We start from the raw sequence: 22,981 nt of genomic DNA, 5'->3' as shown, positions 1-22,981 counted from the left end.
CCCAAGGGAGGACATCATGAACCACTGGAAACTGCTCGGCACAACTGCGCTCGCGCTCGGGCTCGCCGCCCCGGCGATGGCGCAGGAAATCCGCTTCATGTGCTATTCGGACGGCAACGAGTGCGAGGTCTACGACGACGTCCTGACCCGCTTCGAGGCCGCCAACCCCGGCGTCGACGTGGTGGTGGACGTGGTGCCCTACCAGGCGATCCTCGAAAACCTGCCGGTGCAGCTCGCCGCGGGCACCGGCCCCGACATGGCCAAGGTCACCGACCTGGGCGGCCTGAACCAGTATTACCTCGACCTCGCGCCGCACATCGACACCGGCTACTGGGACGCGAGCTTCGGCCCGATCCTGAACTGGTACCGCGTCGGCGACCGGCAGGGCTACTACGGCCTGCACAGCCAGCTGACCATCACCGGCGCCTTCGTGAACGCCACCCTGTTCGAGCAGGCCGGCATCGCGATGCCCGGCTCGACGGCGACCTGGGACGACTGGGCGGCGGCCTCCCGCGCCGTGGCCGAGGCCACCGGCACGCCCTTCCCGATGGCGATCGACCGCTCGGGCCACCGCGTCGCGGGCCCCGCGATCAGCTACGGCGCGCAGTATTTCGACGCCGAGGGCAACGGCAGCTTCGAGGGCTTCGGCCCCTTCGCGGCGGCCTTCGTCGGCTGGAACGAGGACGGCACCTTTGCCCGTGACGTCTGGGCCAGCCAGGGCGGCGCGACCTACCAGGACGCCGCGCAGGAGTTCATCAACGGCCAGCTCGTGTTCTACTACTCGGGCAGCTGGCAGGTGGGCCGCATGGACAGCCAGGTCGGCGACCTGTTCGACTGGCAGGTCGTGGGCAGCCCCTGCGGCCCGGCGGGCGCCTGCTCGGGGATGCCCGGCGGGGCCGGCATCGTCGGCTTCGAGCAGACCCAGCACCCCGAGATCGTGGCGGCCGTGATCGACTTCCTCGCGCAGGAGGACATCTACGCCGAGGTCGCGGCGCGCACCCGCAACCTGCCGGCCCATGCGGCGGTGGCCTCGGCGGGCGTGCAGTTCGAGGGCGCCTCGCCGGCCGCGCAGGAGGCGCTGACCGCCTTTGCCGCCGATCTCGCGGACGTGTCGCCGATCGCCTTCGCCTACCAGGGCTATGCCGGCAACCGGGCGATGTTCGGCATCACGGTCGAGCGCCTGAGCCAGGCCATCGTGGGCGAGCTGAGCGTCGATGACGCGGTCGCGCGGATGGGCGAGGACCTCGCCGCCGCCATGGCCGCGAGCCAGTAACCTTGGCCGAGACCACGGGGCAGGGCGCAGCCGCGCCCGCCCCGACCCCCGCGACACCGGCCCGGACCGACGGCCTGTTCCTGTGCCTGATCTCGCCCGTCATGCGGGTGATCGAGATCCCCATGCTCGCGCTGCAGCGGATGCTGGGCATCCACCGGCTGGCCTGGGTGTTCCTGCTGCCGAACCTGCTGCTGTTCGGCCTTTTCGCCTTTTTGCCCGTGATCCTGAACGTGGCCTATGCCACCACCGGCGGGGCCAACGTGCTGCTGGCCGATCGGCCCTATGTGGGGGCCGAGAATTTCGGGTTCCTGACCGACTGCGCGAATTACCTCGACCCCAACTCCTGCCGCGAGGACAAGTTCTGGCGCGCGGTCTGGAACACGCTGTGGTTCGTGACGCTGCAGGTCGGGATCATGGTCGGATTCTCGCTCCTGACCGCGATCGTGCTCAACCGCGAGATCCGCGCGCGTGGCTTCTTCCGCGCGGTGTTCTTCTTTCCCGTGCTGCTCTCGCCCGTCGTCGTCGCCCTGATCTGGAAATGGATCCTGCAGCGCGAGGGCGTGCTGAACGCCTTTCTCGACTGGACCGGGGTGGGCGGCTACAACTGGATGGTCGATGCCGACTGGGCCTTCGGCTGGTCGGTGTTCCTGTCGGTCTGGGCCCACATGGGGTTCTACACCCTGATCCTGCTGGCGGGCCTGCAGGCGATCCCGCGCGATGTCTACGAGGCGGCGACGATGGACCGCGCCTCGCCCTGGCGGGTGTTCCGCCGCATCACCCTGCCCTTGCTGTCGCCCACCATGCTGGTGGTGCTGGTGCTGGCGCTGATCAAGGGGGTGCAGACCTTCGACGAGGTCTACGCCTTCACCGGCGGCGGCCCGGGGACGGCGACGACCTTCATCATCCAGTACATCTACGAGGAGGGCTTCGCCGGCGCGCCAAGGCTGTTCGGGCTGGCGGCGGCGGCGTCGCTGATGGTGGCGGGCGTGCTGGTGGTGCTGACGCTGGTGCAGCTGTGGGTGAGCCGGAGGTCGGCAAATGGCTGATCTCAGGTCCATACGAGGGGGGCGTTTTGCTGCAGCAAAACGCATGGGAAAACTGCAGTTTTCCCAGCCGGAAAACGCGCGTTTTCCGCTGCGGGGGGTGACACCATGAGCCGCACATGGGCCTTCCTCAGCGCCACCCGCGGCGGCGCCCGCCTGCACTGGACCGACTGGGCCAGCTACGGCTACCTGTTCCTCGGCGTGTTCCTGATGTTCTTCCCGGTCATCTGGCTGGTGCTCTCCAGCTTCAAGACCGAGGCCGACCTGCAGCGCTACCCGCCCACCTTCCTGCCCTACCAGCAGCAGACCATCACGCTCGACGGTTACGCCGACCCCCTGCCGCTGTTCGAGATCACCGCCGGCGAGCACGCGGGCATGATCCTCGCCCAGCTCCGCCGCGTCGGCCTGCAGGCGCAGATGGTCGACCCCGCCAACCCCGAGGAGCGGCTGACCATCGCCATCGCCGACCGCGTCCCCGTCGAACGCTTCACGCTGGCGACCGAGAACTACACCGAGCTGTTCGGCCGCTTCAATTTCCTGCTCTACTTCTGGAACTCGACCTTCATCACGGTGACGGCGACGCTCATCATGCTGCTGACCAACAGCATGGCCGCCTTCGCGCTGTCGAAATACGACTTTCGCGGGCGCACGGTCGTCCTTCTCCTCGTCATCGGCACGCTGATGATCCCGCAGACGGTGGTGCTGGTGCCGCTGTTCCTGATCGTCACGGAACTGGGCATGTTCAACAGCCTCTGGGGCGTCATCATCCCCGGCGCGGCCACGCCCACGGGCGTGTTCCTCCTGCGGCAATACATGCTGACCATCCCCGACGAGATCCTCGACGCCGCCCGGATGGACAAGGCGAGCGAATGGAAGATCTACTGGCGTATCATCCTGCCCTTGTCCGCACCCGCCATCGCGGTGCTGGCGATCCTCGCCATCATGTGGCGCTGGAACGATTTCCTCTGGCCGCTGATCGTGCTGACCCAGTCCGAGAACTTCACCCTGCAGCTCGCGCTCAACTCCTTCCAGGGCGAGCTGCAGACGCAATGGTCCTCGCTTCTGGCGATGACCGTGCTCACCCTCCTGCCCATCGCCATGGTCTTCATGTTCCTGCAGAAATACATCGCCACTGGCATTGCGTCGACGGGTGGCAAATGACAGCCGCGCATCAAGAAAAGTCGGGGGGCAAGTGATGGCCTCGATCGAACTCAGACAGGTCCGCAAGGCCTATGGCGCCGCCGAGGTCATCAAGGGCATCGACCTGTCCATCGCGCATGGCGAGTTCTGCGTCTTCGTCGGGCCGTCGGGCTGCGGGAAATCCACGCTCCTGCGGATGATCTCGGGGCTCGAGGACATCTCGGGCGGCGAGATCGCCATCGGCGGCGAGGTGGTCAACCGCATCCCCGCCGCCGACCGGGGGCTGGCGATGGTGTTCCAGTCCTACGCGCTCTACCCGCACATGACGGTGCGCCAGAACCTCAGCTTCGGGCTGGAGAACATCAACACGCCCCGGCCCGAGATCACGCGCAAGGTGGCCGAGGTGTCGAAGATGCTGCAGATCGACCAGCTCCTCGACCGCCGGCCCAAGGACCTGTCGGGCGGCCAGCGCCAGCGCGTCGCCATCGGCCGCGCCGTCGTGCGCGAGCCCCGCGTGTTCCTGTTCGACGAGCCCTTGTCGAACCTCGACGCCGAACTGCGCGTCGACATGCGCGGCGAGATCGCGGCGCTGCACCGGCGCCTCGGCAACACCATGATCTACGTCACCCACGACCAGGTCGAGGCGATGACCATGGCCGACAAGATCGCGGTCCTGCGGCTGGGCAAGCTGGAGCAGTTCGGCGCGCCGCTCGACCTCTACAACCGGCCCGCCAACCTGTTCGTGGCGGGTTTCATCGGCTCCCCCAAAATGAACTTCCTGACCGGGCAGGTGGACGCGGGCGACCGCAGCCTCTTGCACCTCGACACCGGCGAAACCCTGCGCCTGCCGGCCGCCGGCTTCGCGCAGCGGGCGGGCGAGAAGGTGACGCTGGGCATCCGGCCGAACCACATGCAGGCCAGCGCCGAGGGCCCCGTCGCCGTGCAGGTCCGCTCGGTCGAGCAGCTGGGCGGCGAAAGCTACGTCTACGGCCATACCGCCACCGGCGCGCCCATCACCGTCCACAGCCCCGGCCAGACCCGCATCGCCATCGGCGACACCGTCCGCGTCGGCGCGCCCGAGGACGAGACCCACCTCTTCGACAGCGCCAGCGGCCTGTCGCTGCGCGAGGGCTGAGATGCGCGAGACCTGGCGCTGGTTCGGCCCCGGCGACGACATCGCGATCCACGAGATCGTGCAGACCGGCGCGGAGGGCATCGTCTCGGCGCTGCACCATGTCCCCACCGGGCAGGTCTGGACGCCCGCCGAGATCGCCGCCCGCAAGCGCCAGATCGAAGGGCCGCCCGACGCGCCCACGGGCCTGACCTGGGACGTGGTCGAAAGCCTGCCGGTCTCCGAGGCGATCAAGACGCAAAGCGGCCCCTGGCGGGACCACGTCGCGGCCTGGCGCGAGAGCCTCCATCACCTCGCCGCCGCGGGGCTGCGGGTGATCTGCTACAACTTCATGCCGGTGCTGGACTGGACCCGCACCGACCTGCGCCACCCGGTCAGGGGCGGCGGCACCGCGATGCATTTCGAGCTGCTCCATCTCGCGGTCTTCGACCTGCATGTGCTGCGGCGTCCCGGCGCCGAGGCGGACTACCCCGAGGATCTGCGCGCCGAGGCCCGGGCCGAATGGGACCGCGCGGGCGAAGCCCTCGGCCCGATGCTGGCCGAGAACATCCTCAAGGGCCTGCCCGGCGCGGCCGAGCACTGGGGCATGGACGACATCCGCGCGGCCCTTGCCCGCTACGACGGGATCGACGCGGGCCGGTTGCGGCAGAACCTCACGGATTTCCTCGAACAGGTGGTGCCCACCGCCGAGGCGCTGGGCCTGCGGCTCTGCTGCCACCCCGACGACCCGCCCTTTGCGCTGCTGGGCCTGCCGCGCATCGTGTCGACCGAGGACGACTACGCCCGGCTGGTCGACGCGGTGCCGAGCCCCGCCAACGGGATCACCTTCTGCACCGGCTCCCTCGGTGTCGATCCGGCGTTCGACCCGGTCCGCTTCATCGAACGGCTCGGCCCGCACATCCATTTCGTCCACCTGCGCAACACCACCCGCGGGCCGATGCGCGGCGGCAAGTGCAGCTTCACCGAAAGCGCGCATCTGGCCGGCGACACCGACATGGTCGCCACCATCCGCGCGCTGACGGCGGAGGAGGCGCGCAGGGCAGGGGAGGGCAGGGCGGACGCCGTGATCCCCATGCGCCCCGACCACGGCCACGCGCTCCTGTCCGACCTCGACCGGGCCTACATGCCGGGCTACCCGCTGATCGGCCGGATGCGGGGGCTGGCGGAGCTGAGGGGCGTGATGGCGGCCTGCCGCTGACCTGCCGGCACCGGCACTTCGGCGCGCAACCGCCCGAACAGCGCCGAAGGCGCCGGGCGAGCGCCTGTCCGCCCCCCGGACAGGCGCTTTGCCACCCGCGCGCACCCTTCATGCTGTGGGATGACCTTATGGCCATAAAGCGCCCCCTTCGACCGTCGCGGCGCCTGCCCGCGGACAGGCGCCCGCCCGCCGCGCGGTGCGCAAGACCCCGCGAGGGCAGGGGGCGCGCTTTCTGCAACTCATTCGCAACAACCTTGACTTTCTGCGAATGCGTCGCAATATCCATCCTGACGGCACGGACCGCGCCCGCCCGCGCGACCCAAGCACACAAGGGCCACCTGATGCTCACCCGACGCCTCCTCCTTTCCCTCGCCGCCGCCGCCGCCCTCGCGCTGCCGGCACAGGCGCAGGACCGCCTCACCATCGTCGCCACCACCGGCATGGTCGCCGACGCCGCCCGCGCCGTGGGGGGCGATCTCGTCGACGTCACCGCCCTGATGGGCCCCGGCGTCGACCCCCACGCCTACCGCCAGACGCGCACCGACATCGTGGCGACCGCGCAGGCCGACCTCGTGCTGTGGAACGGCCTCTACCTCGAGGCGCAGCTGGAGGAATTCCTGCTGGAGCTCGCCGAGACCCGGCCCGTCGTCGCGGTGGCCGAGGCCATCCCCGAGACCCAGCTGATCGGCTCCGAGGATTACGAGGACCGCTTCGACCCCCACGTCTGGATGAACCCCAACCTGTGGTCCCGCGTGGTGCTCGCCACCCGCGACGCGATGATCGCCGTCGCCCCCGACCACGCCGACGCCTTCACCGCCAACGCCGAGGCGCACCTGGCCGAGCTGTCGGACCTCGCCGTCTATTCCCAGACCGTCCTCGCCTCGATCCCGGCGGCCTCGCGCGTGCTGGTCACGGCCCATGACGCCTTCAACTACTTCGGCGCCGCCTACGGCTTCGAGGTGGTCGGCATCCAGGGCATCTCGACCGAAAGCGAGGCCGGCCTGCAGCGCGTCGCGGAGCTGGTCGACATGCTGGTCGCCCGCGACATCCGCGCGGTGTTCGTCGAAACCTCGGTCTCCGACCGCAACATCCGCGCGCTGATCGAGGGCGCCGCCGCGCAGGGCCACGAGGTCGTCATCGGCGGCGAGCTCTATTCCGACGCCATGGGCTTGCCGGGCACCTACGAGGGCACCTATCTCGGGATGATCGACCACAACGTCACCACCATCGCCCGTGCCCTCGGCGGCCAGGCGCCCGAACGCGGCCGGGTCGACGGGCTGGCGATCAACTGAGGGGGCCCATGGCCGAGACACTGACCCTTGCGGCCACCCACGGCGCCCGGACCGACCGGGCGGCCGACCCCGCCAGCCCGCTGGCCGTGCGCGGCCTGACGGTCAGCTACGGCGACAAGCCCGCCCTGTTCTCGGTCGACGCGACCTTTCCCGCCGGCGCCATGTCGGCGATCGTGGGGCCGAACGGGGCGGGAAAATCGACCTTCCTCAAGGCCGCACTCGGCCTGATCCCCGCCGTCTCGGGCGAGGTGCGGGTGTTCGGCCAGGGCCTCGCCGCCGCCCGCGACCGCATCGCCTATGTCCCCCAGCGCGCCAGCGTCGACTGGGATTTCCCGACCACCGTCATCGACGTGGTGCTGATGGGCCGCTACCGCCGCCTCGGCCTGTTCCGCCGGGTGTCGCGGGCCGAGCGCGCCGCCGCCACCGACGCGCTCGCCCGCGTCGGGATGGAGGGCTTCGCCGACCGCCAGATCGGCCAGCTGTCGGGCGGCCAGCAGCAGCGCGTGTTCCTCGCCCGCGCGCTGGCGCAGGAGGCCGACCTCTACCTGCTGGACGAGCCCTTCGCCGGCGTCGACGCGGCCACGGAACGCGCCATCATCGACGTGCTCAAGGCGCTGAAATCGCAGGGCCAGTCGGTGATCGCCGTGCACCACGACCTGTCCACCGTGGCCGAGTATTTCGACCACGTCTTCCTCGTGAACGTGCGCGCCATGGGCGAGGGGCCGGTCGCCACCGCCTTCACCCCCGAGGCGCTGGCGCGGACCTACGGCGGGCGGCTTGCCGCGACGCAGCTCGACCAGCTCCGCCTGACCGGGGCGTGAGGCGATGGAGGCGGTCCTTGCCGCGCTGACGCTGCAGGCGGGCTACAACGCCGCGCTGGTGACGCTCGGCGCCGCGCTTCTGGGCTTCGCCGCGGGCACCGCCGGCACCTTCCTGTTCCTGCGCAAGCGCGCGCTGGTCTCCGACGCCATGGCCCACGCGACGCTGCCGGGCGTGGGGCTTGCCTTTCTCGTCATGGTGGCGCTGGGGGGCGAGGGGCGGAGCCTGTTCGGCCTCCTCGTCGGCTCCGCCCTCAGCGCGCTGGCGGGGCTTCTCCTGGTCGACGGGATCACCCGCCGCACGCGGCTGGCCGAGGATGCGGCGATCGGCGCGGTCCTGTCGGTGTTCTTCGGCGCGGGCGTCGTCCTCCTGACCATCATCCAGACGCTGGACCGCGGCCGCCAGGCGGGGCTCGAAAGCTTCCTTCTCGGCTCCACCGCCGGCATGTTGTTCGAGGACGCCGTCCTGATCGCCGCGGGCGGCGCGACGGTCGTGGCGCTGATCTGGCTCCTGCGCCGCCCGATGACGCTGGTCGCCTTCGACCCCGGCTACGCGGCGGCCACCGGCGTCGACACCCGCCGCATCGACCTTGCCATGATGGGCCTCGTGATGGCCGTCACCGTGATCGGGCTCAAGCTGGTGGGCCTGATCCTGATCGTGGCGCTCCTCATCATCCCCGCCGTCACCGCGCGGTTCTGGACCGACCGGGTCGAGCGCGTGCTCTGGACCGCGGGCGGGATCGGTGCCGCCGCGGGCTACACCGGCGCGGCGCTGTCCGCCTCCGCGCCCAGCCTGCCCACGGGCCCCATCATCGTGCTGCTCGCCGCGGGTCTCTTCACCGGCTCGCTGCTCCTGTCGCCCGGCCGCGGCGTGCTGGCCGCCGTCCTCTCCCGCCGCCGGTTCCAGGCCCGCGTCCACCGCCGCCAGGGTCTGCTTGCGCTGGCCCGGTCCGAGCCGATCCACGACCCGCTGACCCTGCGCCTGCTGCGCGCCGAGGGGCTGATCCGCCCCGACGGGGTGGCCACCGACAAGGGCCGGGCGCAGGCGGCCAAGATCGCCCGCGACGAACGCCGCTGGGACGTGGCGCGCGAGGTGCACCAGGACACCGCCCTGACAGGCCGCTACGACGGCCTGACCCCCATCGAGGAGGTCTTTACCCCCGACGAGATCGCGGGCTTCGACGCGCGGCTCGGGCCGCCGCATCCGGTGGGAGGCTAGGCCATGGGCGCAGACTTCGTCCAGTTCTCGCTGACCCCGATCCTGATCGGCACGCTCGCGGCCATCGCCTGCGCGCTGCCCGGCAATTTCCTGATCCTGCGGCGGCAGGCGCTGATCGGCGACGCCATTTCCCACGTCGTGCTGCCCGGCATCGTGGTGGCCTTCCTCGTCACCGGCACGGTCGCGGCGCTGCCCATGCTGCTCGGCGCCGGCGCTGCGGCGCTGCTTGCGGTCGTTCTGATCGAGGCCATCCGCCGCCTCGGCCGGATCGAGCCGGGGGCCGCCATGGGCGTCGTCTTCACCGCGCTCTTCGCGGGGGGCGTGCTGCTGCTGGAACAGTCCGACACCTCCCGCGTCCACCTCGACGTGGAACACGCGCTGATGGGCAACCTCGAGACCCTGATCTGGCTGCGGGCCACCGGCTGGGACAGCCTGATCGACCCCGTGGCGCTGTCGCATCTTCCCGTGGAGCTGCCGCGCATCGCCGTCGTCGCCGCCCTGATGGCGGCGCTGACCGTGATCTTCTGGCGGCCCCTCAAGCTCTCCACCTTCGACGAGGGCTTCGCCCGCGCCCTCGGCCTGCCGGTCTCCGCCATCGGCCTGTCCCTCGTCATCGCCGCGGCCGTCGCCGCCGTGGCGGCCTTCGACGCGGTCGGCTCCATCATCGTCATCGCCATGTTCATCTGCCCGCCCGCCGCCGCGCGGCTGATGACCAATTCGCTGGCCGTGCAGGTCTGGTGGTCGGTCGCATTCGCCACGCTGTCGGCCGTTCTCGGCTATGTCCTCGCCGGCTACGGGCCCCTCTGGCTGGGCTTCGACAGCGCGGTCAGCGCGGCGGGCATGATCGCCACCGTCTCGGGCGTGATCCTAGGGCTCGCCTGCCTGTTCGGCCCGCACCGCGCGCGGGTGGGCGTCGCCGCCGGCGGCTGAGCCTTGCGGGCGCGCCCGGGGCGGGGCAGGGTGCCCGGCGCCACGACAGGGAGGCCGCGCCCATGACCGACGCCTACGACCCCGCCAGCGAGGGCGCCAAGATGTCCTACGCGCGCGACATGAGCTACGGCGACTACCTCGCGCTCGAGGGGCTGCTCGACGGCCAGCGCCCGCTGTCGAACGCCCATGACGAGATGCTGTTCATCATCCAGCACCAGACCTCGGAGCTGTGGATGCGGCTGGCCATCCACGAGCTGACCGCCGCGCGCGCCGGGCTGGCGCAGGGCGAGGTGCGCCCGGTGTTCAAGATGCTGACCCGCGTCGCCCGCATCTTCGAGCAGCTGAACGGCGCCTGGGACGTGCTGCGCACCATGACGCCGTCGGACTACACCCAGTTCCGCGACGACCTCGGCAGGTCCTCGGGCTTCCAGTCGCACCAGTACCGGATGATCGAGTTCCTGCTCGGCAACCGCAACCCGGCGATGCTCAAGGTCCACGAACACCGGCCGCAGCTGCACGCGGCGCTGACGGCGGAACTCACCCGCAAGTCGCTCTACCACGTCGCCCTCGACCGGCTGGGGGCCGCCACGGGGCAGGATTTCGCCGGGGCCTATCGGTTTGATGCGCCTCACGCGGCGCAGGATGCCATCCGCGAGGCCTGGGCAATCGTCTATCAGAACCCGCGCGCGCAGTGGGAGCTGTATGAACTCGCCGAGAAGCTCGTGGATCTGGAGGACTACTTCCGCCGCTGGCGCTTCAACCACGTCACCACGGTCGAGCGCATCATCGGCTTCAAGCGCGGCACCGGCGGCACCTCGGGCGTGACATACCTCCGCCGGATGCTGGAGGTGGAGCTTTTCCCCGAACTCTGGCAGGTCCGGGGGCAATTGTGAGGGGGGATGCCATGACCGTTCTGCGCAAGCACCTGTTCGACCTGCCCGAGGGCATGATCTACCTCGACGGCAACTCCCTGGGGCCGCTGCCGAAATCCGTGCCCGTCCGCGTCGCGCAGGTGGTGGCGCAGGAATGGGGCGGCCATCTCATCAAGGGCTGGAACGTGGACGGCTGGATGGCGCAGCCTTCGCGCGTGGGCGATCTCGTCGGCCGGCTGATTGGCGCGCCCACGGGCAGCGTCGTGATGGGCGACACCCTGTCGATCAAGGTCTACCAGGCGTTGTCCGCCGCTCTCCAGATGCGCCCCGACCGCCGGGTGGTGCTGTCGGACACCGGCAATTTCCCGACCGACCTCTACATGGCCGACGGGCTGATCCGGCAACTCGGCCACGGCCACGAACTGGCAACCGTCGACCCCGAGGAGGTGATGGACGCCATCACCGACGAGGTGGCCGCCGTCCTGCTGACCCAGGTCGACTACCGCACCGGCCGGATGCACGACATGGCCGCGATCACCGCCCGCGCCCACGCGATGGGCGCGGTGATGATCTGGGATCTCGCCCACAGCGCCGGGGCCGTGCCCGTCGTCCTCGCGGCCTGCAACGCCGAATTCGCTGTCGGCTGCACCTACAAGTATCTCAACGGCGGCCCCGGTGCGCCGGCCTTCATCTACGTCCGCCCCGACATCGCCGACACCGTCGCCCCCGCGCTGGCCGGCTGGCTCGGCCACGCGGCCCCCTTCGCCTTCGACCTCGCCTACCGCCCCGCACCGGGGGTGGAGCGGATGCGCGTCGGCACGCCGCCCGTCCTCCAGATGTCCGCGCTCGAGGCGGCCATGGAGGTCTGGGAGGGCGTCGAGATGGCCGACCTCCGCGCGGCCTCCATCGCGCTGTCCGAGACCTTCATCCGCGAGGTCGAGGCGCGCTGCCCCGGCCTGACCCTCGCCAGCCCCCGTGACCCGGCGCAGCGCGGCAGCCAGGTGTCGTTCCGCTTCGAACACGGCTACGCCGCGATGCAGGCGCTGATCGCCCGCGACGTGATCGGCGATTTCCGCGCGCCCGACATCATGCGCTTCGGCTTCACGCCGCTCTACGTCGACGAGGGCGACGTGGTGCGCGCGGCCGAGGTGCTGGAGGAGGTGATCGGCGGGCGGCTCTGGGACCGGCCGGAATACATGGCGCGCCAACGGGTGACGTGACGGGCGGGATCGAGGTCCCGTAGACCGGGCCTCGGCCCGGGGCGACGCCAGCCGCACGCGGCGCCGGGCGGGGGTGTGGGGCCACCGGGCCGGGGCCCGGTCTACGACGCCATCGGCATCGCCGCCCGCGACGGCTGCGCGACGATGCCTGCATCGAACAGCCGCGCGATCTCGCCCTCGGGCAGCCGCGCCACGTCGGCCAGCACCGCCTCGGTGTGCTGCCCCAGGAGCGGGGCAGGGGCCGCCGCCTCGCGCGCCTGCGCCGAAAAGCCGAAGGGCGTGCCGGGGCTGAGCCAGGTTCCGATGCCCGGCTGGGTCACGGGCGAAAAGATCGGGTTCTCCGCCGACAGGTCGGGGTCCTGCTCGATCGCCTCGGCAAAGCTGCGGAACACCGACCAGGTCACGCCCGCCCGGTCGAACGCATCGGCGAAATCGGCCACCCGGCGGGCGTGAAACCACGGCGCCAGAACCGCCGTGATCGCCGCCCGCGCCTGCCATCTTGCGCCCTCGTCGTCGAAATCGGCCCCCAGCGCCGCGGCCAGCGCCGCCATCGGCTCGGCCAGCCCCGTGACCTTCAGCAGGTTCTGCCACTGCCGCGCCGTCAGCCCGATCACCATGACCCGCTGCCCGTCGGCACAGAGGAAATCCTGCCCGTAGGCGCCATAGAGGGAATTCCCCGCACGCCCCCGCGTCTGCCCCGTCAGCGCGTGCTCCGCGATGATGCCAAGGTGCCCCAGCATCGCCGCCGCCACGTCCTTGAGCGTCAGGTCCACCGCCTGTCCCGCCCCGTGGCGCAGCCGGTAGCGTTCCGCCGCCAGCAGCCCCGACACCACCAGCCCGCCCGCGATGGCGTCCCATGCGGGCAGCGCATGGGCCACCGGCTCCGCCGACCCCTCGGGCCCCGTCGCCATGGGGAAGCCCACCGCCGGGTTCACCGTGTAGTCCACCGCCGGCCGCCCGTGCCGGTCGCCCCTCAGCGTGACCGACACGAGGTCCGCGCGCCGGCCCGCCAGCGTCGCGTGGTCCGTCCAGCCCGGCGTCGCCAGGTTGGTGATGAACAGCCCCGCATCCTCGCCCGGCGCGCAGATGATCTCCTGCGCGATCTCGCGGCCCCGCGGGGTCTTCACGTCGATCGCCACCGACCGCTTGCCCTTGTTCATGCCCGCCCAGAACAGGCTCTCGCCCCCGGGCGCCACCGGCCAGCGGGTCGCGTCCATTCCCCCGGTCGGCAGGTCGAAGCGGATCACGTCCGCCCCCATCTGCGCCAGCGTCATTCCCGCCAGCGGTACCGCCACGAAGGCGGAGCTTTCGACCACGCGCATCCCCTTGAGAACGCCCATCAATCCCACTCCGCCCGCGCGGTCATGCCGAGGTAGCCCTCGGGCGTGGCCGTCCCCAGCTCCATCGACTTGCCGCCGGGGCTGAGGCGCCCCTGCAGGCGCAGGTCATGGGTGTGGAACATCGGGTGCACGCCCCGGAAACTGAACCGCTTGGGCGGGACGCCGGTGTGCCGCTTGGCCGTCTCCATCAGCAGGATCGCCTGCATCGGGCCATGGGTGACAAGGGCGGGATATTTCTCCACCTCCTGCGCATAGGGCAGGTCGTAATGGATGCGGTGGGCGTTGTAGGTGGCCGCCGAAAACCGGAACAGGCGGGCCTCGTTGATCTCCACCGTCTCGTCGAAATCGGGGGTGTCCAGCTCGGGCAGGCGCTTGGGCGGGGTGAAGCGGTCGGGGATGTGCAGGTAGACGATGTCCTGCTCTTCCTCCACGAAACTGCCGTTCTCGCCCTCGATCTGGTGCGCCACGGTGACGAAGACCATGTCGCCGGTGCCGCCCGACTTGGGCGTCACCGACAGGATCTCCGACTTGCGCCGCAGCCGTTCCCCGATGCGCAGCGACCCGGTGAAGGACAGCCGCCCCGCTGCCCACATCCGCCGCTTGAAGGCGAGCGGCGGCAGGAAATCCCCGAGCTTGGGGTGCCCGTCCGTGCCGAGCTGGCTCAAGGGCACGAATTCGGGAAAGGCCGCCCAGTGCCACAGCCGCGGAAGCAGCGATCCCCGCCGCGTGTCGCGCGGCAGGGAGACGGGGTGGGACACGGCGGCGCTCATCATGCCGGCCAGTTCGGGCGTCAGGCAGCCCCATCGTTCTTCCTTGCGGCCGACCCAGTCGGCGGCGTCGCGCATCGCGACCATGGGGAACGTCTCCACCCGGCTCATGCGGCGGCCCTCATGCCCAGGAGGCGCGCCACGGTTGCCCCCATGCTCGAGGGGTTCGGGGCTACCAAGATGCCTGCGTCCTGCAGGATTTCCACCTTTTCCTGCGCGCTTTCCCCGAAAGCGCTGATGATCGCGCCCGCATGGCCCATCTTGCGGCCCTTGGGCGCCGACAGGCCGGCCACATAGGCCGCCACGGGCTTGGTCATGTGATCGCGCACATAGGCCGCGGCCTCGGCCTCCTGCGGGCCGCCGATCTCGCCGATCATGATCACGGCGTCGGTCTCGGGGTCGGCCTCGAACAGCTCGAGGATGTCGCGGAAGCTCGACCCGTTGATCGGGTCGCCGCCGATCCCGATGGACGAGGAGACGCCGATCCCAAGCGCCGACATCTGGCTGGCCGCCTCGTAGCCCAGCGTGCCCGACCGGCCCACGATCCCCACCCGGCCGGGGGTGTAGATGTGCGGCGGCATGATCCCCATGAAGCCCTTGCCGGGGCTGATGATGCCGGCGCAGTTCGGGCCGATCAGCCGCATCTTGCGCTCCCGCCGGTAGCGCTTGAGGAAGCGCTTGACCTTCATCATGTCCTGCGCGGGCAGCCCGTCGGTGACGCAGACGCAGGTCTTTATCCCTGCGTCCGCCGCCTCCATCATCGCGTCCGCCGCATAGGCCGGCGGCACGAACAGCAGGGACGCATCGGCCCCGGTCGCCTCCACCGCCTCGCGCACGGTGTCGAACAGCGGCCTGTCCAGCAGCGTCTCGCCGCCCTTGCCGGGGGTCACGCCGCCGACGACGTTGGTGCCGTAGGCGATCATCTCCTCGGCATGGAACCGGCCGATGCGGCCCGACATGCCCTGGACGATGACGCGGGTCTCTTCGGTGATGAGAATGGCCATGGGTGCGGCTCCTTATTCGGCGGCGACGGGCTGCGGGCGGGCGCGGACGGCAAGCTTCGCCGCCTCGGCCAGCGTCTCGGCGGACAGGAGGGGCAGGCCGGAAGTGCGGATGATCTCGCGGCCTTCCTCCACGTTGGTGCCCGACAGGCGGACGACCACGGGAATGCTCAGCCCGACCTCCTGATAGGCCTGCACCACCCCCTTGGCGATCCAGTCGCAGCGGTTGATGCCGGCGAAGATGTTGACGAGGATCACGCCGACATTGGCGTCGGCCAGCACGGTGCGAAACGCGGTGACGACCCGCTCCGGCGAGGCCCCGCCGCCGATGTCGAGGAAGTTGGCGGGCTCGCCCCCGGCCAGCTTGATCATGTCCATCGTCGCCATGGCGAGGCCCGCGCCGTTGATGATGCAGCCGATGTCGCCATCGAGGCCGACGTAGGCCAGGCCGTTGTCATGGGCCATCGCCTCGCGCGGGTCCTCCTGGCTGGGGTCGCGCAGCGCCTCGACCTGCGGGCGGCGGTAAAGCGCGTTGGTGTCGAAGGACATCTTCGCGTCCAGCGCCACCAGATCGCCCGCGCCCGTGATGGCCAGCGGGTTGATCTCCACCATCATGGCATCCAGATCGCGGTAGGCGCGGTAGCAGGCGCGCAGCGTGGTGACGAACTGCGCCACCTGCTTGCCCTTGAGGCCCAGCTTGAAAGCCAGCTCGCGCGCCTGGAACTCCACCAGCCCCGCGGCGGGGTCGATCACCATGCGCACCAGGCTGCCCGGGTCGGTCTCGGCCAGCTGCTCGATCTCCATGCCGCCATGGCCGGAGGCGACGATCATGATCCGCTCGGATTTCCGGTCGAGCACGAAGCCGAGGTAGATTTCCTGCGCGATGTCCGTGGCTTCCTCGATCCAGAGCCGGTGGACGACCTTGCCCGCCGCGCCGGTCTGGCGGGTGACAAGCGTGCGACCCAGGAGGCCCCGGGCGTAGCTGCGCACCTCGTCCTCCGAACGGCAGAGCTTCACGCCGCCGGCCTCGCCGCGGCCGCCGGAATGGATCTGCGCCTTGACCACGCAGGTGGACCCGCCCAGCTGGCGGCAGGCATAGGCGGCCTGCTCGGGGCTGAAGGCAAGATGGCCGCGGGGCACCGGCACGCCGAACTCGGCGAGGATGGCCTTGGCCTGGTGTTCGTGGATGTCCATGGGTCCGTCTCCTCCTCAGACCGGGCGGCGCCTTGGCGCCGTCACTCCGCCGGCACGGCGCGGGCGGCGATCGCCTCGGCCATGTCGATCACGTTCTTCGCCATCTTCTCCGACGCGGCGTCGATCATCTTGCCGTCGAGGCTGGCCGCGCCCTTGCCCTGCGCCTCGGCGGCCTTGAGCTCGGCGATGATGCGGCGGGCCTTGGAGACCTCGGCCTCGGGCGGGCTGAACACCTCGTTGGCCATCGCCACCTGGCTCGGGTGGATCGCCCATTTGCCCTCGCAGCCCAGGGCGGCGGCCCGGCGGGCGCCCGCCTTGTAGCCCTCGGGGTCGCTGAAATCGCCGAAGGGCCCGTCGATGGCGCGCAGCCCATAGGCGCGGCAGGCGATGACCATGCGGGTGATCGCGGCATGCCACTGGTCGCCCGGATAATCGGGGTTGAGCCCGCCGATGTTCACCGTCCGCGCCCGCATCGAGGCCGCGTAGTCCGCGACGCCGAAATGCAGTGCCTCGAGCCGGCCGCCGAACTGCGCGATGGCCTCGACATTCGCCATCCCCAGCGCCGTCTCGATCAGCGCCTCGATCCCCACGCGGGTCTCCACCCCCGTGCCCTGCTCGATCTGGTTCACCAGCGCCTCGACCATGTAGAGGTCGGCGGGCACCCCCACCTTTGGCACCAGCAGCGTGTGCACCCGGTCGCCCGCCTGTTCCATCACGTCGACCACGTCGCGGTACATGTAATGGGTGTCGAGGCCGTTGATCCGCACGCTGACGGTCTTGCCCTTGGCCGCCCAGTCGATGTCGTTCAGCGCCTGGATCGCGTTCTTGCGCGCCTGCGCCTTCTCGGGCGGGGCGACGGCATCCTCGAGGTCGAGGAAGACGTAATCGGCGGCGCTGGCGGCGGCCTTGTCGATCATGGTGGGGTTCGAGGCCGGCACGGCCAGTTCCGAGCGCTGCAGGCGCTGGCGGCGGAGCGGGTAAAGCGTGTGGGACATGGTCGTGTTCCTTGGGAAATCAGGTCACTCGGCCGCGATCTGCATCCGGGGCGCGGTGCCCCGCTGCGCCGCGAAATGGGCCTGCGCCGCGCCGACCCCCGCGCCGAAGCGCAGGTCCGCGCCCGCCCGCACCAGCGCAAGCTCCGCCACCGACAGCGCGGTCAGCACCATCGCCTCGTTCAGGTCGCCGAGGTGCCCGATGCGGAACACGCGGCCGTTCAGCGGCCCGAGGCCCGACCCGAGCGAGGTGTTGAACTCGTCATAGGCGATGCGGATCACGTCGCGCGCATCGACGCCCTCGGGCACCCGGATGGCGGTCACGGTGTCGGAACAGATCGAATGATGCTCGGCCACGATCTCCAGCCCCATGGCGGCGACGCCCCGGCGCACGGCCTCGGCCAGCCGGCGGTGGCGGGCGATGACCGCGTCCAGCCCTTCTTCGCGCAGGATCCGGTCGAGCGCGCGGCGCAGCCCGTGCAGCAGCGGCGTCGGCGGCGTGTAGGGGAACTGCCCGACCGCGTTCATGGCGGCCATGTCGGCGAAATCGAAATAGGCGCGGCGCATCGTGGCCGTGCGCGAGGCCGCCATCGCCTTGTCGCTGACGCCCAGGATGCCCAGGCCCGCGGGGCACATCAGCCCCTTCTGCGTGCCCGCGACGGCCAGGTCCACGCCCCATTCCTCCATGCGGAAGTCGAGCGACCCGATCGACGACACGCCGTCGACGAACAGGAGCGCGTCGTGAAAGCATTCGTCCAGCGCGCGCCGCACGCCCGCCACGTCCGAGGTCACGCCCGTCGCCGTCTCGTTGTGGGTCACGAAGACCGCCTTGATCGCGCCCTCGCGGTCGGCACCCAGCCGGCGGGCGATCTCGTTCACCGGGCAGGCCGCGCCCCAGGCCAGGTCGATGGCCTCGACCACCAGGCCCAGCCGCTCGGCCATCTGCGCCCAGAGGGTCGAGAACTGCCCGTGCCGCGCGATCAGGATGCGGTCGCCGGTGTTCAGCGTGTTGGTGATCGCCGCCTCCCAGGCCGCGGTGCCCGAACCCGGGAACAGCATCACCCGGCCGGTCTCGCAGCGGAACAGCGTCTTGAGGTCGGCGAAGATCGGCAGCGTCAGGTCGCCGAAGTCATGCGCCCGCATGTCCTGCTGGGCCACGTTCATCGCCTGCCGGACGACCTCGGGCACGTTGGTGGGGCCGGGGATGAAAAGCTGGGTCTGGCCGGTGCGCATGGGGTCCTCCGCTGTCGATGGGGGGACCATGCGCCTGTCGGGCGTATTCACAAAACCCTTGCGGGTCCTGCTGTGAATGCATCATTTTACATGATACAAGATTTGTGAACTTGTAAACTTTTCGGTATACAGCGGCATGAAAACCTTCATCGGCCCCCGCCTCCGCCGGCTCCGCGTCGACCATGGCCAGACCCAGGCCCAGATGGCCAAGGCGCTGGGGATCAGCACCTCCTACGTCAACCTTCTGGAAAAGAACGAACGTTCCGTGTCGGTGCCGGTGCTGCTCAAGCTGTTCGACATCTACGGCGTCGACTGGCGCGACATCGCCGAGGATGACGAGACCGCGCATCTGGCCGACCTGCGCGCCGCGCTCGCCGACCCGATCTTCGACGGCGACCGCCCCGACCTCCCGCAGATGCGCGCGGCGCTGACCCATGCGCCCGACCTCGCGGCCTGCTTTCTGCGGCTGCACCGCTCTTACCTCGCCGCGACCGACCAGCTGATGAGCGTGGCCGAGGCGGGCGAGGGGGCCGCCGTGCTGCTGCGCGATTCGCCCGAGGCGACGGTCCACAACGTGTTCCGCAAGAACCGCAACCATTTCCCCGCGCTGGAGGCGGCCGCCGAGGATTTCTGGGACGGCCCGCCGCCCGCGACCGACGACGTCTATGCCGCGCTGAAGAAGCGGCTGATGGACCGGCTCGGCGTGCGCGTGCAGCTGATGACGGTGGCCGACATGCCCGGCACGCTGCGCGAGTACGACGAGCGCCGCCGCCTCATTCTTCTATCAGAAGCCCTCGACCACCCGAACCGCGTGTTCCAGCTGGTGCATGTCGCCGGCCTGATCGAGCAGAGGGGCGTGATCGACGACCTCCTGTCGCAATCCGGCCTCGACGACCCGCACGGCCGCGCGCGCTGCCGGGTGGAACTGGCGAACTACTTCGCCGCCGCGGTGCTGATGCCCTACGGCGCCTTCCTGTCCGAGGCGCTGGCGTCGAAATACGACTTTGACCACCTTGCCACCCGCTTCGGCGTCAGCTTCGAGCAGGCCTGCCACCGCGCCACGACCCTGCAACGCCGCGGCGCGCAGGGGGTGCCCTTCTTCTTCCTGCGGCTCGACAAGGCCGGCAACGTCACCAAGCGGTTCAATTCCACCGATTTCCACCTGGCCGAGCACGGCGGCGCCTGCCCGCGGCTCGACGTGCACAGCTCCTTCCGCACGCCCGGGCGCATCCTGCCGCAGCTGGTCGAGATGCCCGACCAGAGCCGGTTCTTCGTCTTCGCCCGCACCGTGGATCGCCCGAGTTTCGCCCGCCACATGCAGGACGTCCGGCTGGCCGTCGCCATGGGCTGCGCCGTCGAACACATGGGGGCGGTGGGCTATGCCGAGACGCTGGGCGGGGCCGAGGCGCCGGTGACCGAGATCGGGATCAACTGCCGCATCTGCCCGCGGGCGAACTGCGACCAGCGTGCGCACCACGCCATCGTCCTGTCCGAGCCCTTGGACGAACGCCGCCGGGGCGCGACGCGCTACGCCTCCTGAGCCAGCCGGGCCACGGCGGCGCGGGCGCCGTCTCGGGTGAGGGTGTCGACCGCGTCGAGGATCGTGGTGCGGAAAGCGGGGGTGCCGGCAAGGGCCGGGTCGAAGACCTCCGCGACGCGCAGGATCGCCTCGGGGTCGCCAGCGACGGCGCGCAGCCGGTCGGCCATCGGATCCTGTAGAAGATCGGTCGACAAATGCGCCATCCACCCCGCCACCGCCAGCGACAGACACGGCACCGGGCGCCCCGCGGCGAGGCGCTTCCGGATGGGAGCAAGGAGCCGCGGCGGCAGCTTCTGCGACCCGTCCGTCGCGATCTGCCGCAACTGGTGGCGGATGGCCGGGTTGCGGAACCGCTCCAGCAGCGCGTCGCAATACTCGGGTACCGAAACCCCCGCGGGCGGCGTCAGGCTCGGCCCCACCTCCGCCGCCCAGAGCCGCCGCAGGTAGCCCGCGAACACCGGGTCGCCCGCCGCCTCGGCCACCGTCCCGTGCCCCGCCAGCCACCCCAGATAGGCCAGCGCCGAATGCGCCCCGTTCAGGCAGCGCAGCTTCATCGCCTCGAAGGGGGCGACATCGCCCACCATCTGCGCCCCCGCCGTCTCCCACGCCGGGCGCGCGCCGCCGACGAAGCGATCCTCGATCACCCATTGCGCGAACGGCTCGTGCTGCACCGCGCCCGCGTCCCGAACCCCCGTCCGCTCGGCCAGCGCCGCGCGGTCGGCTTCCGTCATCGCCGGCGTGATCCGGTCCACCATGGAACAGGGAAACGCCCCCTCCGCCGCGATCCAGTCGGCCAGCCCCGCGTCCCTAGCCCGCGCCAGCCCCAGCACCGCGTCCCGGATCACGTGCCCGTTGCCGGCGAGGTTGTCACAGGACAGCACCGTGAAGGGCGCGACCCCCGTAGCCCGCCGCCGCGCCAGCGCCGCCACGATCCACCCCGCCGCCGAGCGCGGACTGTCCATGTCGCCCGGATCGGGCCGGTAGCCCTTCTCCGTCACCGTCAGCGTCACCACCCGCACGCCCGGGTCCGCCATCGCCGCCAGCACCGCCCCGGGCTCCTCGGCCGCCACCAATACACCGGCCACCACCTCGACCAACCGGTCGACCGGCCCCTCCGGCCCCAGCTCCACCGCGGTGTAAACACCCCCCTGCGGCCCCAGCTCCTCCCGCGCCCGTCCGCTCGCCAGCGCGACGGCCATGATCCCCCAGCCCCCGGCCTCTTCCGTCATCGGCGCCACGAAGGACCGGAAGAAGGCGCCCGGGCCCAGATGCACCATCCGCACCGGCGGGGCAGGGTGCCGCCGCATCAGCCGTGGCAGGTCAGAGCCGGTAGGCATCGCGCACCAGCGTCACCGTCAGGTCATGGGCGAGCCCCTCGGCCTCCGCCAGCCGCAGCCGCCCGGTGCCCACCAGCCCCGCGAGGTAGGCGCAATCCGCCCGCCGCGACACGTCGTGCCGCGCGGGGATCGAGCAGAACGCCCGCGTGTCGTCGTTGAACCCGGTCGTGTTGTAGAAGCCGCAGGTCTCCGTCACCGTCTCGCGGTAGCGCCGGATGCCCTCGGCGCTGTCGAAGAACCACCAGGGCGGCCCCAGCCGCAGCGCGGGATAGGCGCCCGCCAGCGGCGCAAGCTCCCGGCCGTAGGTCGTCTCGTCCAGCGTGAACAGGATCAGCGTCATCCGCGGGTCCATCCCCACCGCGTCCAGCAGTGGCTTCAGGCCCCCCACCCAGTCCGTCCGCGTGGGGATGTCGAACCCCGCATCCCGCCCGTGCAGCGCAAAGACCCGCGCCGAATGGTTCCGGTGCGAGCCCGCGTGCAGCTGCATCACCAGCCCGTCCTCCAGGCTCATCCGCGCCATCTCGGTCAGCATCTGCGCCCGGAACAGCTCGGCCTCGGCGGCATCCGCCCGCCCCGCCCGCACCTTGGCGAACAGCGCCTTCGCATCGGCCCTTGGCAGGTCGGCCGTGCGCGCGGTGGGGTGGCCGTGGTCGGTCGCCGTCGCCCCCATCTCTTTGAAATAACTGCGCCGCGCCCGGTGCGCCGCGAGGTAGCCCGCCCATGTCCCCGTGTCCTCGCCCGTGACCTCGCCCAGCCGGTCAAGATTGGCGTCGAAGCCCTCGTGCTCGGGGTCCACCACCGCGTCCGGCCGGTAGGTCGGGATCACCCGGCCGGCCCAGCCGCTGTCCCGGATCGTCCCGTGCGCCGACAAATCATCCAGCGCCGCGTCGGTCGTGGCCAGCACCTCGATCCCGAACCGGTCGAACAGGGCGCGCGGGCGGAAGGCGTCCGTCGCCAGCGCCGCCTCTACGGCGTCATAGACCGCATCCGCCGTCGCCGCCGACAGGGGGGTGTCGATCCCGAACACATGCTCCAGCGCGTGCTCCAGCCACAGCGCGGATGGCGTGCCCCGGAACAGGTGGACATGCCCCGCGAACCGCCGCCAGATCGCCCGCGGGTCGCGCTCCACCGGCCCGCCGTCGCGGCGCGGGACGCCGAGGTCGGCGTGGGGGATGCCGCGGCTGACCAGCATCCGAACGACGTAGTGGTCGGGCGTCACGAACAGCGCCGCGGGGTCGGGGAACCGCGCGTTCCCGGCGAACCAGCGCGGGTCGCAATGGCCGTGCGGGCTCAGGATCGGCAGGTCGCGGATGCCCTGGTACAGCCCCCGCGCAAGGTCGCGGAGCGCGGGTTCGGCCGGGAACAGGCGGTCGGGGTCGGTCAGCGGCATCCGGGGCACCCATGTGTCTCTGCTCACTTGCTAGGGGCCGGCCCCGCGCA

The 22,981-nt window shown here is 70.8% G+C and carries 20 protein-coding genes; 12 read left to right on the top strand and 8 right to left on the bottom strand.

All coding sequences use genetic code 11. The features are described from left to right. Positions 1–16 precede the first annotated feature (16 nt). From HCU73_RS14135 to kynU, 11 genes are all read left to right on the top strand, one after another. Positions 17–1,273 (top strand): ABC transporter substrate-binding protein, encoded by a 1,257-nt coding sequence (locus HCU73_RS14135; protein WP_168624118.1) that lies wholly within the window; start codon positions 17–19, stop codon positions 1,271–1,273. A 2-nt stretch (positions 1,274–1,275) separates the two neighbouring features. Then, a complete protein-coding gene (locus tag HCU73_RS14130) occupies positions 1,276–2,319 on the top strand; it encodes a carbohydrate ABC transporter permease (RefSeq protein WP_239025582.1) in 1,044 nt (347 codons plus the stop codon). 105 nt (positions 2,320–2,424) lie between these two features. After that, positions 2,425–3,477 carry a carbohydrate ABC transporter permease gene (locus HCU73_RS14125; RefSeq protein WP_168624117.1) on the top strand — a complete coding sequence of 351 codons (1,053 nt, stop codon included), beginning with the start codon at positions 2,425–2,427 and terminating at the stop codon, positions 3,475–3,477. Positions 3,478–3,511: 34 nt separating this feature from the next. Continuing rightward, a complete protein-coding gene (locus HCU73_RS14120; RefSeq protein WP_168624116.1) occupies positions 3,512–4,591 on the top strand; it encodes an ABC transporter ATP-binding protein in 1,080 nt (359 codons plus the stop codon). A gap of 1 nt (position 4,592) precedes the next feature. Next, positions 4,593–5,786 carry a mannonate dehydratase gene (gene uxuA / locus HCU73_RS14115; RefSeq protein WP_168624115.1) on the top strand — a complete coding sequence of 398 codons (1,194 nt, stop codon included), beginning with the start codon at positions 4,593–4,595 and terminating at the stop codon, positions 5,784–5,786. A 341-nt stretch (positions 5,787–6,127) separates the two neighbouring features. Next, positions 6,128–7,078 (top strand): metal ABC transporter solute-binding protein, Zn/Mn family, encoded by a 951-nt coding sequence (locus HCU73_RS14110; protein WP_168624114.1) that lies wholly within the window; start codon positions 6,128–6,130, stop codon positions 7,076–7,078. Positions 7,079–7,086: 8 nt separating this feature from the next. Further along, complete coding sequence (locus tag HCU73_RS14105) at positions 7,087–7,899, top strand: metal ABC transporter ATP-binding protein (RefSeq protein WP_168624113.1); 813 nt, start codon at positions 7,087–7,089, stop codon at positions 7,897–7,899. Positions 7,900–7,903: 4 nt separating this feature from the next. Beyond that, entirely contained in the window at positions 7,904–9,115 is a 1,212-nt protein-coding gene (locus HCU73_RS14100; RefSeq protein ID WP_168624112.1) for a metal ABC transporter permease, read from the top strand. A 3-nt stretch (positions 9,116–9,118) separates the two neighbouring features. Then, complete coding sequence (locus tag HCU73_RS14095) at positions 9,119–10,045, top strand: metal ABC transporter permease (RefSeq protein WP_168624111.1); 927 nt, start codon at positions 9,119–9,121, stop codon at positions 10,043–10,045. A 62-nt stretch (positions 10,046–10,107) separates the two neighbouring features. Next, complete coding sequence (locus HCU73_RS14090; RefSeq protein WP_168624110.1) at positions 10,108–10,938, top strand: tryptophan 2,3-dioxygenase; 831 nt, start codon at positions 10,108–10,110, stop codon at positions 10,936–10,938. An 11-nt stretch (positions 10,939–10,949) separates the two neighbouring features. After that, positions 10,950–12,137, top strand: coding sequence for a kynureninase (gene kynU / locus HCU73_RS14085; protein WP_168624109.1), 1,188 nt, complete (start codon positions 10,950–10,952; stop codon positions 12,135–12,137). A 101-nt stretch (positions 12,138–12,238) separates the two neighbouring features. On the opposite strand, the gene HCU73_RS14080 is transcribed toward kynU, so the two are convergent. Genes HCU73_RS14080 through HCU73_RS14055 form a run of 6 tightly spaced genes read right to left on the bottom strand, consistent with a single transcriptional unit; the run spans position 12,239 to position 18,664 of the window. Next, complete coding sequence (locus HCU73_RS14080; protein ID WP_338052124.1) at positions 12,239–13,477, bottom strand: CoA transferase; 1,239 nt, start codon at positions 13,475–13,477, stop codon at positions 12,239–12,241. Then, positions 13,477–14,355: an HTD2 family dehydratase gene (locus HCU73_RS14075; protein WP_239025581.1), complete on the bottom strand. Its 879-nt coding sequence runs from the start codon at positions 14,353–14,355 to the stop codon at positions 13,477–13,479. Before HCU73_RS14075 ends, HCU73_RS14080 begins: the two co-directional genes overlap by 1 nt. Beyond that, positions 14,352–15,248 carry a succinate--CoA ligase subunit alpha gene (gene sucD / locus HCU73_RS14070; RefSeq protein ID WP_168624107.1) on the bottom strand — a complete coding sequence of 299 codons (897 nt, stop codon included), beginning with the start codon at positions 15,246–15,248 and terminating at the stop codon, positions 14,352–14,354. The genes HCU73_RS14075 and sucD overlap by 4 nt, the downstream gene beginning before the upstream one ends. A gap of 12 nt (positions 15,249–15,260) precedes the next feature. Further along, positions 15,261–16,439 carry a malate--CoA ligase subunit beta gene (locus HCU73_RS14065; protein WP_168624106.1) on the bottom strand — a complete coding sequence of 393 codons (1,179 nt, stop codon included), beginning with the start codon at positions 16,437–16,439 and terminating at the stop codon, positions 15,261–15,263. 41 nt (positions 16,440–16,480) lie between these two features. After that, the gene (locus HCU73_RS14060) at positions 16,481–17,434 is read right to left on the bottom strand and encodes an HpcH/HpaI aldolase/citrate lyase family protein (protein WP_168624105.1); all 954 of its coding nucleotides are present in this window, start codon (positions 17,432–17,434) and stop codon (positions 16,481–16,483) included. 24 nt (positions 17,435–17,458) lie between these two features. Further along, the gene (locus tag HCU73_RS14055) at positions 17,459–18,664 is read right to left on the bottom strand and encodes a pyridoxal-phosphate-dependent aminotransferase family protein (RefSeq protein WP_168624104.1); all 1,206 of its coding nucleotides are present in this window, start codon (positions 18,662–18,664) and stop codon (positions 17,459–17,461) included. A gap of 136 nt (positions 18,665–18,800) precedes the next feature. Between HCU73_RS14055 and HCU73_RS14050 the strand changes: the two genes are divergently transcribed. Further along, complete coding sequence (locus tag HCU73_RS14050) at positions 18,801–20,204, top strand: helix-turn-helix domain-containing protein (RefSeq protein WP_168624103.1); 1,404 nt, start codon at positions 18,801–18,803, stop codon at positions 20,202–20,204. On the opposite strand, the gene HCU73_RS14045 is transcribed toward HCU73_RS14050, so the two are convergent. Together HCU73_RS14045 and uxaC are read right to left on the bottom strand one after the other, a co-directional pair. Then, positions 20,192–21,541, bottom strand: coding sequence for a mannitol dehydrogenase family protein (locus tag HCU73_RS14045; RefSeq protein ID WP_168624102.1), 1,350 nt, complete (start codon positions 21,539–21,541; stop codon positions 20,192–20,194). The two genes, HCU73_RS14050 and HCU73_RS14045, sit on opposite strands and share 13 nt — an antisense overlap. Further along, positions 21,525–22,931, bottom strand: a complete 1,407-nt coding sequence (uxaC, locus tag HCU73_RS14040) for a glucuronate isomerase (RefSeq protein WP_168624337.1) — start codon at positions 22,929–22,931, stop codon at positions 21,525–21,527. Before uxaC ends, HCU73_RS14045 begins: the two co-directional genes overlap by 17 nt. Between the last annotated feature and the right edge of the window lie 50 nt (positions 22,932–22,981).

The organism is Roseicyclus persicicus (assembly GCF_012395815.1).
Classification (GTDB): Bacteria; Pseudomonadota; Alphaproteobacteria; order Rhodobacterales; family Rhodobacteraceae; genus Roseicyclus; species Roseicyclus persicicus.
The sequence above is the reverse complement of the archived record's forward strand: the minus strand, read 5'-3'. Positions and strand labels throughout refer to the sequence as shown.